At 35.3% G+C, this 13,125-nt stretch carries 10 protein-coding genes; 7 read left to right on the forward strand and 3 right to left on the reverse strand.

Going from position 1 to position 13,125, the window contains the following annotated elements; translation table 11 throughout:
• Nucleotides 1-77: 77 nt before the first annotated feature.
• The gene (miaB, locus tag PLR68_03940; protein HOW60870.1) at nt 78-1,325 is read right to left on the reverse strand and encodes a tRNA (N6-isopentenyl adenosine(37)-C2)-methylthiotransferase MiaB; all 1,248 of its coding nucleotides are present in this window, start codon (nt 1,323-1,325) and stop codon (nt 78-80) included.
• 157 nt (nt 1,326-1,482) lie between these two features.
• Between miaB and PLR68_03945 the strand changes: the two genes are divergently transcribed.
• The gene (locus PLR68_03945; GenBank protein HOW60871.1) at nt 1,483-1,728 is read left to right on the forward strand and encodes a hypothetical protein; all 246 of its coding nucleotides are present in this window, start codon (nt 1,483-1,485) and stop codon (nt 1,726-1,728) included.
• A gap of 73 nt (nt 1,729-1,801) precedes the next feature.
• Here the strand turns inward: PLR68_03945 and thrS are convergent, their stop codons facing one another.
• Together thrS and PLR68_03955 are read right to left on the reverse strand one after the other, a co-directional pair.
• Nucleotides 1,802-3,538 carry a threonine--tRNA ligase gene (thrS, locus tag PLR68_03950; protein ID HOW60872.1) on the reverse strand — a complete coding sequence of 579 codons (1,737 nt, stop codon included), beginning with the start codon at nt 3,536-3,538 and terminating at the stop codon, nt 1,802-1,804.
• 287 nt (nt 3,539-3,825) lie between these two features.
• On the reverse strand, nt 3,826-7,320 hold the full coding sequence (locus PLR68_03955) for a DNA polymerase III subunit alpha (GenBank protein ID HOW60873.1): 3,495 nt from the start codon (nt 7,318-7,320) through the stop codon (nt 3,826-3,828).
• Between the two features lie 309 nt (nt 7,321-7,629).
• Here PLR68_03955 and PLR68_03960 point away from each other — a divergent pair, with 309 nt between their 5' ends.
• From PLR68_03960 to PLR68_03985, 6 genes are all read left to right on the forward strand, one after another.
• Complete coding sequence (locus tag PLR68_03960) at nt 7,630-8,622, forward strand: hypothetical protein (GenBank protein HOW60874.1); 993 nt, start codon at nt 7,630-7,632, stop codon at nt 8,620-8,622.
• 143 nt (nt 8,623-8,765) lie between these two features.
• Nucleotides 8,766-9,509, forward strand: coding sequence for a L,D-transpeptidase (locus tag PLR68_03965; protein ID HOW60875.1), 744 nt, complete (start codon nt 8,766-8,768; stop codon nt 9,507-9,509).
• Between the two features lie 12 nt (nt 9,510-9,521).
• Nucleotides 9,522-10,199, forward strand: a complete 678-nt coding sequence (locus PLR68_03970; protein HOW60876.1) for a ribonuclease HII — start codon at nt 9,522-9,524, stop codon at nt 10,197-10,199.
• Nucleotides 10,200-10,287: 88 nt separating this feature from the next.
• On the forward strand, nt 10,288-10,965 hold the full coding sequence (locus tag PLR68_03975) for a 50S ribosomal protein L25 (GenBank protein HOW60877.1): 678 nt from the start codon (nt 10,288-10,290) through the stop codon (nt 10,963-10,965).
• A gap of 181 nt (nt 10,966-11,146) precedes the next feature.
• A complete protein-coding gene (locus tag PLR68_03980) occupies nt 11,147-11,443 on the forward strand; it encodes an RNA-binding protein (protein HOW60878.1) in 297 nt (98 codons plus the stop codon).
• Nucleotides 11,444-11,596: 153 nt separating this feature from the next.
• Complete coding sequence (locus PLR68_03985) at nt 11,597-13,108, forward strand: hypothetical protein (GenBank protein HOW60879.1); 1,512 nt, start codon at nt 11,597-11,599, stop codon at nt 13,106-13,108.
• Nucleotides 13,109-13,125: the final 17 nt, after the last annotated feature.

Here is a 13,125-nt window from a genome sequence, read left to right on the forward strand (position 1 = left end):
TCATCAAGGAGGATGTGAGGGTGTAGCTTAATTAAAAGAAATTCAAAAACACCCCAGGAGGGGTGTTTTTTTTGGGGTTAAAAACTAGCCTCTAAATTCCATATATTAGCTTTGGTTATTTTTGCTTTCACGATTTTTCCAACCAAATTTTTTATTTTAGATTTTATTTTAACGTTTTTCATTGTTCTTGTTTTACCAAAGTAAATATTATTAATTTGTTTTTCTATAAGGATATCTATTTTTCTTCCGACATACTTTTTGTTATTTTCTGTAGCAGTTTTTTTCAATATCTCATTAAGAATTTTTTCACGTCTGACTTTTTCTTTTTTCGAGACATTATCCTTTATTTTCCAGGCAACAGTTTCAGGGCGGGGAGAGAATTGTCCAAAAAATACCATGTCAAATTTAGCTTTCTGCGCAACTTCCGCTGAATCCATAAATTGTTTTTTTGTTTCGCCAGGGAAGCCTACTATAATATCGGAAGATATGGAATATAAAGAATCAGGTTTATATTTTTTAAAAGCTAAACGTATTTTTTTGATAAGTCCAAGGTAGTGTTTTTGTGTGTATCTGCGGTTCATTCTTTCCAGAATTTTATCATTGCCGGATTGAATTGGTAGGTGCACCCATTCGCAGACTTTCTTGCATTTAGCAATCGTTTCAATAAGTTCATTGCTGAAATCTTTGGGGTGTGAAGAGACGAATGAAATCCAAAAATTTCCCGGAATGGTATTTATTTTTTTCAATAACTTTGAAAAATTTATACCATCATCTTTGTATGAGTTCACATTTTGTCCCAATAAGATAATATGCTTGTAGCCTTTTTTAATCAGCGCCTGTACTTCTTTTTCTATTTCTTTTGCTGGTCTGGATATTTCTCGTCCGCGGGCATAGGGAACAACGCAATAGGAACAGAATTTGTTGCAACCGGTCATGATAGGAACATAGGCTTGAAATTTATTTGTATGTTTTGGTTTTATGCACAAATAATTCATTTGTTTCTTGGAAAAGTTTTTCGGAAAATCTTTAATTTCTGTAAATAAATCAACTACCTTTTTCATTCTTATCTGCACATCTTTTCTGTTGGCAAGACAACCAGTCAAGATTATTTTTGTATCTTTATGTTTTTTTCTCAAATCATGAATCATGCCATAAGCTCTGTTTTCAGCAGTTTGCCTAATTCCGCAAGTATTAAAAACAACCAGATCGGCCAATTCCGTCTTTTTAGCCAATATAAAGCCCTGTTTCTCCAAAAAGGAAGCAATCCGCTCGGAATCAGAAACATTCATGGCGCAGCCAAAAGTTTTGATGTGATATTTTGGCATATTTTATCTATATCAAAGCATATCTTGACGGGAGATTGACAATTACGCTTTTTTATTTAATACTTTATTGATTGTTATTTAAAAAATAAGCAGTTGGTATAATGCTTTATATAATATACATGATATAAAAAATAAAAAAAAAGATAAAGGGGGTCTTATGCTAAAGCAAAAAGTAATTCTCTCAGGGAGCAGCCTAAATGATCACAACGTTATTCAAGAAATTGTAAGCAGGGCTACAGAAAAAAAACAAGGTGCCGAGGCTATTTTTGTAAAAGCCAAAGGCAGAAAAAAGAAGGTTTTCTTAATGGTGGATAATCGCCAGCTTCTGGTTAAAAAAGGGAGAAGCAGGCAGACTTTTATCTACGGTGCTGATGACAAAGTCGTATTTCCGGCAATACCGTAACAAAAAAACTTGTGCAACAAATGAGCGGACATACCCAAAAGGGATGCCCGCTCTAATTTTTTATAATGTTTTTTTATTTCTTTTCTTCGATTTCTCTGGCAATTTTTTCAATAAATTTATCAATTGAAAGTATTTGTTGTTCCTTGATTCCGCGTAATCTCACGTTAACGCTTTTTTCTTTTATTTCACGCTCTCCGACAACTAGAATATACGGAGATTTTTGTTTTTCAGCTTCAGAAATTCTTTTACCCAATGATTCTCCTTTATCATTTATTTCTACGCGTATAGTTTTTTCAATTAATTTATTTTCAACTTCTTTGGCATAATCAGAAAATTTTTCAGAAACTGGAATAATTGTCACTTGCACGGGCGAGAGCCAGAGAGGCAAAGCTCCGGCAAAATGTTCCAAAATAATTCCAATAAATCTTTCAAATGTTCCAAAAATAGCTGCATGAATCATAACAGGAGTTTTTTTGCTGCCGTCAGAATCCACATATTCCAAATTGAATCTTTGAGGTAATTGGAAATCAAGCTGTATGGTTGCTAATTGCCAACGGCGGCCAAGTGCATCTTTTATATCAATATCAATTTTTGGTCCATAAAAAGCACCGTCCTTTTCCTTAATTTCAAAGTTCACACCTTCTTTCTTTAAGGCTGTCTCAAGATCTTTTTCTGCTTCATCCCAATCTTTTATTTCGCCCATAAAATCATCCGGACGGGTAGAAAGGAAGAATTCAGGATTTATTCCAAAAACTGCATAATATTCTTTCGTCATTTTAATAAGATTTATAATCTCTTCCTTTATTTGATTTTTCATCAGGAAAACATGTGAATCATCCTGGGTCAGATGGCGGACGCGGAGCAGGCCATTAAGCTCGCCTGATTTTTCATTGCGCAGTATCCTGCCAATTTCGGTATAGCGAATAGGCAATTCTTTGTAGGATCTCTGCTGAGTCTGGTATATTTTTATGTTAAAAGGACAATCCATAGGTTTTAGGCAGTATGTTTCTTTATCCAGATCGAAAGAAAACATTGTATCTTTATAATGATCCCAATGGCCGGAAGTTTTCCATAAAGTATTTTTAGCTAAAATTGGAGTCTGAATTTCAGTATATTTATATTTTTTGCGGATACTTTTTCCGAATTTTTCCAGTTCATTCCAAATGATCATACCTTTTGGATGCCAGAAAGCACTACCAGGAGCTTCCGGGTGGAAAGAAAAGAGATCTAGTTCTCGTCCTAGCTTTTTATGATCGCGCTTAATTGCTTCTTCTTGTTGAATTTTATATTCTTCCAACTCTTTTTCTTTTTCAAAAACCACGCCGTAAATCCTCTGCAGCTGCTGATTTTTTTCATCGCCTTTCCAATAGGCTCCGGAAATTTTTGTCAGCGTAAAAGCTTTCAGGTTTATTTTTCCGGTCGATTCAATATGCGGTCCAGAACAAAGATCCACAAAATGGCCAGCTTTATATACAGAAACTTTTTTATTTCCTTCTTTTTCGAGGTCGTCAATAAGCTCAAGTTTATAAGTCTGCCCAAGTTTTTTAAAATCTTTTCTGCCTTCTTCAGTTGAAATTTCTGCGCGCTCAAACTTGTAATCATTTTTGACTATTTCTTTCATTTTTTCTTCCAGGAGAGGCAAATCTTCAGGAATAAGAGTGCGGGGAAGTTCGAAGTCATAATAAAATCCGTTTTCAATGGCCGGACCAATCCCAAACTTGGCTTCTGGAAACATTTCTAAAACTGCACTGGCTAAAACATGAGAAGTTGAATGGCGGAGAACCTCTAAATTGTTTTGTTTAGTCTTCATAAAATTTATATAATAATTTTTAAAAATAAATTGATATTAAATCACTTTGTTTTCATCACTCGCTCGGAAATGAAAAAATATTCATTTCACTCGCTTCGTTTGAAAATAAATACCCAAAAAATAAATAATTTCGAGCCCCGGCATAAGCGGGGGGTTCCACTCGAATTCCCTTATTTTTTGGGCACTCTTTTTTCCAAATCGCTGGAAAATGGCGGAGACTCAGCGGTTGGTTAATCCGCTTCATTGTATCATTTAATTGTGCTTTTAGTATAAATAAGACTTTATTTTTATGCAAGTTCAACTTTTCCTTCTTTTATTATATTTTTAACCTTTTCCAGTATTTCCTTATCATGTTCAATAGAAAAGGGAGTTTCCATCTTATTTGTTTGGTGGTGCAAAAATACTTTGCAATCACCGGATTTACAATCGCTTAAAATCTGTGTGAGACTTTGAATCATATCCGGCTTGGCATCATCAGGCAAAGTAATGATTAGCCTTTGAGATTCGAGATTTGAGATTTGAGAATCATCTCTTTCTCTATCTCTTGTCTCATGCCTTGTTCTTGTTGCTTCTATGCGCATATTATTTTCCAATTCAGCCTGGTTTATCTCTCTGGCGTCGTCAACTATTAACTTGTATTGGTCATCTTTGTCTGAAAGTCTTCCGGTAGCAATAATAACTTTTTCTTCCTCCCAAAGACTGGTAATTCTTTCCAGCACTTTTGGGAAAACTAATAATTCGATAGTTCCTTTTGTGTCAGCAATAACTATAAAATACATTGTCTGTTGATTTTTGGTGAGTATTTTATGGATTTTTAAAATTACGCCGCCGACAGAAATTTTTTGTCCAACCAGATCTTTTGATAGCTTATCCAAAGGCAAAGCCACTTTTTCAATGTATGATTGATATTCGCGTGCCGGATGGCCACTTACATATAAACCCAACAATTCTTTTTCCCAATTTAATTTCTGCCTTTCAATGGCGGGAGTTGCTTCAATCAATTGAACATTAGGAGCCTCTAAAACAGTTTCGCCAAAAAGGCTGACCTGATTGGAATTTTTTATTTTCTGAATATTTTTTGTAAAAGTCAGAATATTATCCATGCTTTCAACTATTTGGTTCCTTTCTCCCAATTCATCCAGGGCGCCAACTTTAGCCAGAGCCTCAATAGATTTTTTATTGAGATCTTTAGTTTGGACTCTTTCCAGAAAATCACCAAGAGACTTGAATTTTCCATTCTTTTTTCTTTCTTCAACTATTTCATGGGCCACAACATGGCCGACGTTCTTGATAGCATTGAATCCAAAGCGTATGCGCTCAATTCCGTTTTCATCAACAATCACGGCAAAATCCTCAAAACTTTCATTTATATTCGGCTCCAAAACTTCTATGCCCATTTCCCGGCATTCTTCAGCTTCAATAGCTATACGGTCAATATTGTCCTGGTCAGAAGTTAAAAGAGCAGCCATGAATTCAGCAGGGAAATGAGCTTTAAGATAAGCTGTCTGGTATCCAATCAAAGCATAACAGGCTGCATGAGAACGATTAAAACCATATCCAGCAAAGGGCTCAATAAAAGAAAAAACTCTTTCAGCAATTTCACTGCTGATACCATTATTGACGCAACCTTCAATAAATTTAATTCGCTGTTCCTTGATGAGCTCGAAAATTTTCTTGCCCATGGCTTTGCGTAGAACATCAGCTTCACCCATTGTAAATCCGGCCAGATCCCGGGCAATTTGCATAACCTGTTCCTGGTAGACTGCTACTCCGTAAGTATTCTGTAAAATAGGTTCCAATTTTGGATGAATGTATTTTATTTTCCCACCATGTTTTCCTGAAATAAAATCCGGAATCCAATCCATAGGTCCTGGACGGTACAGAGCTACCATGGCGATTATATCTTCAAAAACAGTTGGTTTTAATAATTTAAGATATCTTTTCATGCCACTGCTTTCCAATTGGAAAACCCCGGTAGTGCGGGCTTCCTGCAGAAGCTTGAAGGTTTCTTTATCATCCAGAGGCAACATATCCATATCAATGTTGAGATTTCTTGTTTTTCTGACAATGCGCAAAGTATTTTGTATGATGGTCAGGTTTTTAAGTCCCAAAAAGTCCATTTTAAGAAGACCGATTTTTTCCACATAGCTGGATTTCGTTGAAGATGAATATTGGGTTACAGTGCCTTGGCGATCGCCGATTACATTTTGAATAGGAGAATATTCTGTTACAGGTTTTTTGGTGATGACAACTCCGCAGGCGTGCATCCCGGCATGCCTGACAACTCCCTCCAAACGCATAGCGTTATCAATAAGTTTTTTAGCATCAGCACCAGAATTATAATGAACTTTAAATTCCGGAACATCTTCCAGTGCTTTTTTTATGGAAGAAAACATCGGGATCATCTTGGCTGTCTTGTCGCAAAATTCATAGGGAAAACCAAGAGCTCTGCCCGTGTCACGGATAGCTGCGCGGGCGGCCATTGTTCCGAAGGTTATGATCTGTGAAACATGGTCATCTCCATATTTTTTTCTGACATAATCAAGGACTTCATCTCTTCTATCGTCAGCAAAATCCATGTCAACATCAGGCATAGAAATACGTTCCGGATTCAGAAATCTTTCAAAAAGCAAATTATATTCAATCGGGTCAATGTTTGTTATGCCCGTAATATATGAAACAAAACTTCCAGCAGCACTGCCTCTTCCTGGTCCGACAACAATTTTGTTTTCTTTAGCCCAGTTTACGAAATCCTGTACGATTAAAAAGTAAGAGGCATAACCAGTTTTTTCAATAACAGAAAGCTCATATTCCATCCTTCTTCTGTGTTTTTCTTGGATATTACCGTCGAAACGTTTTTTAAGTCCTTCTTCACAGAGATGTCTTAAATAGGACATGGGCGTAAAACCCTTGGGAACATCAAAATGAGGGAGCTGGGTTTCTCCAAGCTTCAATTGAAAATTACACTGATCAGCAACTAATTGCGTATTGGAAATAACTTCTGGATTATCTGGAAAAGCGAATGCAATTTCTTCAGGACTGCGGAAAGATAAATTAAAGTCTGATAAATTAAGGCGGTCTTTTTCGTAAACCTTGCGGTTAGTTTGAACACAAAGAAGAATATCTTGTGCATCTGCATCTGTTTTATTCACATAATGCACGTCACAGGTAGCAACAACCGGAATATTAAGCTCTTTGGATAATTTAAGAATTCCTTCATTAGCAATTTTTTGATTTTCATAATTTGGATGATCCTGTACTTCAAGGAAAAAACCATTTTCATCGAAGATATCCTTATATTCCAAAGCTAATTCCTTAGACTTTTCGTATTTTCCCATAACTATATGTGCTGGAATTTCTCCTTCAATACAGGCGGAAAGTCCAATTAGGCCCTTGGCATATTTTCTGAGCGTCTGTCGGTCGATCCTGGGTTTGTAATAAAATCCTTCCAAGTGGGCGATAGAAACAAGCTTCATTAAATTATGATAACCCTCTTCATTTTTAGCCAATAATATCAGATGATACCTTTTCCGGTCTTCTGCCGTTGGATTTTTAGAATGTAAATCATTTGGGGTAACATACATTTCACAGCCGATGATTGGTTTGATGCCTTTTTCCTTAGCTTTAATAAAAAGCTCTACAGCACCATACATTACTCCGTGGTCAGTCAGGGCGATTGAATCCATGCCAAGTTCTTTGGCGCGATCAAGCAGGTCGTCTATTTTTCCAAGACCATCGAGCAAAGAGTAGTGAGAATGGACGTGAAGATGGGTAAATTTCATAACTAACTTGTTTAAGCGTTAACGTGTTAACGGGTTAAAGAGTCGGAGCCCGTTAACTCGCAAACTTGTTAACTGTTTAATAATAAAAAACAAAAGCCTCTACCAAAATAGCAGGGCTTAAAATAAAAACTAGTTGAAATTTGAAATTTGGGTTTTGACATTTTTTTGTTATCTTCATACCCCGGGAACTAGCCACTGGGTTTTGCAAGATATTTTATGTTTTCATAATAGCATAGTTTTTAAATGTGCAAAAGTTTTTTTTGTGTTATAATAACATTCAATAAGAGTCTTAAATATTAAAACAAAAAAATGAAAACAAAAACAAAATTTATTTGCTACTGTTTAGGTTTAATAATGATGTTAATTTTAGGTTCTGATACTACCTTTGCTAGAGAAAAAGTGAGAATAATTTCTCCAATTGGCGGAGAGCAGTGGTATTGGGATAATACATATAAAATCAAATGGCAGGCAGATGATTCGGTCAAATCCGTAATGGTATATGTTTATAATGAGGAATCAAAAAAGGGTAGTGGCTATATAAATTATATAACTCCTAACGGAGAACCAATTTCGGCAAAAAGCGGTTCTTATTCTTGGACAATTCAAAAAAGTTTATTGCCTGCATATGATGGGGATCCTGTTCATCATGATTATTATATAAGAATCGATGGTTTAAGTAGTGATGGCAATGTTATTACTTCTACACATAGCCCCAAGTCTTTTAGTATAAGGAATCCTGTTTATAAGACTCAAGACAGTACGTTTAAAGTTACTTATGAAGATGAAAATTTTGGCAAGGAAATTAAAATAACTTCGCCCGTAGGTGGAGAAATTTGGAAATATGATGGTTCATATCATATCACCTGGGAATCTGGAGAAAAAATAAAAGCAGTTAATATTTATGTCTATGACAGCAGGATTCAGGGCAGTGGCAATACTAACTACATAACGCCAAATGGCTACGCTATTCCTGTCGAAAACGGTTATGGTTTTTATACCTGGCCTATTAATTCCAAATCATTACCTATGCCGGCTGACGGTTTAAAACCTGATAATTATCAAATAAGAATAGATGGTTTCGACCAAAATGGAAACATTCTCAATTCTGTATTCAGTAATCATTTTGAAATATCAGAGCCAGTTGTTTATTCAAACGAGATTGCAGAGGAAAATGTTATTCAAGAAGCACAATCTCCAACATCATCAAATAATCAATTAGATGTTCCACCATCTAAGGCGGGCAATTCTCTGGGAAATTGGTGGCATGGACTAGTTACTTTTATAAAGCATCTATTTTTATAATAGGCTTTTTCCTGTGGTTATAAAAAATCTTATAATAATAAAAAATTCACCGCTCTGAAAAGGCGGTGATTTTTGTCTTATCTTTTTCTTTTCATGATATAATATAAATTACAAAAGAATAATGAATTTTTAAGAATCAAAAAATGCATTCATTCATACCCCATAAAGATAATCCCCATATATTACGTAAGTTTTTTGGCGGTGCAGTCATAATATGTGCTTCTTTTGGCATAACATATTTTATCCAAACTTACTCACAAAAACTGCAAATAAAAGCGCAAGCTGAGCAAATAGATAATGAATTTATTATTCAAGAAAGTGAAGTCGAACAGGCTAGCGGGACAAATCAAGCTGCAATAGCAGAAACATTGAAGGATGAAAAGAATAATGAGGCATTGAAAGCTGATATTATTCCAGAGCCTGTTATCCCACCACCTCCAGCTGAAGGACGCAATAAAAATCCAAATACCAAATTGGGTGAGGCTATGATTTATACAAAGCCCCAGATATTAACAGGGAAATATATTGATATAAGTTTAGGATATCAAAACATGGTTATCTTTGAAGATGGAAAGGCTTTAGACGCATTTTTAATTTCTTCCGGCAGAAAAGGATTTAATACCCCAATAGGAACATTCAAAATCGAAAATAAATATCCCAGAGCCTGGTCAAAAAAATACGCACTCTGGATGCCTTATTGGATGGCTTTTAAACCGGCAGGGGAAATGGGGATACATGAATTACCTGAATGGCCGGGAGGCCACAAAGAAGGGGCTAATCATCTAGGGACAGCTGTTTCTCATGGATGTGTCCGTCTTGGTGTTGGCCCAGCCAAACAAGTCTATGATTGGGCAGAAATTGGAACGCCAGTCATTATTCATAAGTAATTTGTTGTACAAATGGAAAAATCTACATTTTTGTTAGAAAAGGAATTTATAGAAAAAGGACACAGTTTTGTAATTGGTGTGGATGAAGCTGGCCGGGGACCTCTTTGCGGGCCGGTTTTGGCTGCTGCAGTAACACTTAAAAAACAAGAATTAGGAATAAGAAATCAGGAAGATGGTATGTGGGATTTGGTAAGAGATTCTAAGAAGCTTTCTGAAAAACAAAGGGAAAAGGTTTTTGATTTTATTTATGAAAATTTTCATGTTGGCATCGGACTTTGCGACCATAAAACAATTGATCGTATAAACATATTAGAGGCTAGTTTTTTAGCGATGAAAAAAGCAGTTGCTGACTTAGTCCGCAACAAGTCTAAGGTTGAAAGTCTAAAATCTGAAGCTGATGGAAAAATAGTTATTCTGGTTGATGGAAATAAAAAGATACCTAATTTTAGTATTGATCAAAAGGCCGTTATAGGTGGAGATAGTATCGTAAAATCAATTTCTGCAGCATCCATAATTGCAAAAGTTACCAGAGACAGGATGATGGTAGAAATGCATGAGAAATATCCACAATATGGTTTTGATAAGCATAAGGGCTATGGCACGAAGATGCACATGGAGGCACTTTCTAAATACGGACCATGTGAAATCCACCGCCAAAGTTTTGCGCCAGTAAAAAAAGTTTTAAAATAAAAATCTAATTCAAGAAAACCCCCTTTACATTTCGGCTGAATAATGTTATCCTGGCTGAAGTCTAATAATATATTAAGATTTTATAAAAATGAACAAAGTAATCACATTGAAAGCTAAAATACGTGAAATTACAGGTAAAAAAGTGAAAAAATTACGTGAGGAAAGTTTAATTCCTGCTGTTTTATACGGCCATGAGACTAAGCCTCAAAATATTCTAGTAAATTATCTTGATTTTGGTAGGGTATATGAAAAAGCCGGAGAGAATGCTCTTGTAGAACTCGAAATAGGCGGTAAAAAAACAAATGTTCTCGTCCATGATACTCAAAAAGATCCCATGAGCGGAAATTTTTCCCATGTGGATTTTTTCCAAGTAAACATGAAAGAAGAAGTTGAAACGGAAATTCCTTTGGAATTTATAGGCGAATCTCCCGCGGTTAAAGAGCTTGGAGGAATATTGGTTAAAAGCCTGGATGAAATTACGGTCAAATGTTTGCCGGCTGATTTACCTGAAAAATATGAAGTTGATATTTCAAAGCTGATTACCTTTGATGATGTTATTGCAGTTAAAGATCTGAAAGTTTCCGATAAAATTGAAATTTTAATTGATAATGAAACAATCATTGCTTCCGTACAGGAACCGAGAACACTGGAGGAATTGGAAAGCCTTGAGGCTAAGGTTGAAGAGGATGTTTCTAAAGTCGAAGGAGTTGTGAAAGAGACACCAAGCGAAGCTACAGCCGGAGAACCAGAAAATAAGGAGAAATAAAAAAATAATTTGATTTTTAAATAGAACCCCTTTTTATGGGGTTCTATTTTTTTAATTGACAAAATGTTCAAGGCAATGTATCATGGGCTCAATTGTAAGTGTCTTACTGGTTTTCGCATTTTGTCGAAAATTAAGAGAAGAGGTCGCCTTACAAAATTAATTTTTTACAAAAAGCGAAAATATGGCAAAGAAGCTATATGTCGGCGGACTTCCTTATTCAACTTCGGAAGATCAGCTGAAAGACCTTTTTGCTCAAGCAGGATCTGTTGAATCATCTATTATTATAATGGACAAGATGACAGGCCGTTCAAAAGGTTTCGGATTTGTTGAAATGTCTTCTGATGAAGAGGCATCAAAAGCAATTGAAATGTTTGATAAAAAAGAGTACGAAGGACGCACACTGACTGTAAATGAAGCTCGCCCAATGGAAGCTCGTCCACCAAGACGTGATTTCAACGGAGGAGGAAACAGATACTAGTCTAATTGATATAAAACCCCCGATTTAAGTCGGGGGTTTTTGTTAGAAAAAATTATAGACATTTAGTTTAAAATATGCTATAATTAAAGGGTAATTAAAAAAGCAGGGTGCAAACCCCGCTTTTTGCTTTAATAATAAGAATAAGAATAAAAAATGTTTACAAGACAAGTAGTCACCAACAAACAACTCAAACCCGTAAACTACCGCAAGAGTAGCGTTATGACGGATATGCTTAAAAAGGGAGGAAAGGAGCTTTTGAAAACTGGGCGTGATCGTCAAGCTTTTTGGAATTCTTTTAGAAAAGAAGCAAAAGGAGGGCTTACCAATGAAGGCTTAAAAAAGGCTTTCGGCAGGCTAATGAAAAACAAAGAAGACAGGTTTTCTGACAAGAAAATGAGAGACTTGTCTAAAATTTGGAACAAGGGTAAGTCTTATACTCTTTCAGGAAGTTCATCCTCACAAAACATCAATGAGAAACATTCTGATTTAAAAAATAACGTAAAAAATGAAAGTGGAAATTTTAAATCTGCATCCAGGGCAGATGTCAGGAGTGAATCAAAAGAAAACAGATTAGCTAAAGATATCAGGAGCAATATTCCTGAAACAAAAACTCTAAATCTCAAAACTGTTAATTATGATATCAATAAAACTGAATCATCTAAGCTTTTTGCTGGAAGCGAAAGAGCTAATATGCAAGAAATGGAGAAAGATATCAGTTTGGCAAAATATTTTAATAAAAACCAGGAAAGCTACAATATTAATGATGTAAAAGACAGACTTAGGAAACTACAGGAAAATACTCCCAAAGAAGAGAACAAGCCAGTTTCTTTTCAGGAAAAAAACAGTATGATGAATAGCATCAAGGAAATGGATCAACAAGAAAAAAACCAGGCTTCCTTAAGAACATATACTGCGAATCGCCAAGAAGATTCATATGCAAACATTGGTGATGTGAAAAACAGGCTCAAAGAACTCCAGGAAAATCACGCCATGAACGAAAGCGTACCAGCCTCTTTTCAAGAAAAAAATAATATCCAAAATGATGCAAAAGAAATATCTCAGCAAGAAGAGGAGCAATCTGCTATTGGCGTATATATTCCAGGACTTCACAAAAAAGATGAAAGAATGGATAAGATAAAGGAAAGACTTGCAGAAGTTCAGAAAAAAGCGGATGAAAAGGAAATTGTCAAAGAGGATGCAAGCAAAAAATATGAACAATATACTAAAGAAAGCAAAAATTTATCTGAACCTTCATTACAAAAAGAAACAATATCTGCAAATATTAAAAAAATATATAGTGATTATTCTTTTAAACTTCTCGCTAAAGACGTTATTGCTGAAAGCGGATTTGATTTATATAGTGTTGACGAAAAAGGTTGCCTTTTATTCCAGGATCTGGCAGGTAAATCAGAAAGTGAAATTGATGACTATATATATAATTTAGTCGGAAATTATTCAAATGAAGGTCAGAATTTTGAAAAAGTAAAGGAAGAAAAAATAGCAGTGCTGTCTTTACTTAGTGAAGATTTAACAACCAGGACCAAAGATCGTAATTTAAGCGAAGATACGCAGGCAAAAATAAAAGATTCTGTGGCTGAAATAGAAAGAATAATCGGAATAATAAAAAAATGCAATCCAAAACCTGCTGATATCAAGGAAGATTAATTTACGATGAATATAGT

Source organism: Candidatus Moraniibacteriota bacterium (genome assembly GCA_035390125.1).
Classification (GTDB): domain Bacteria; phylum Patescibacteriota; class Minisyncoccia; order Moranbacterales; family GWC2-37-73; genus DAOOTD01.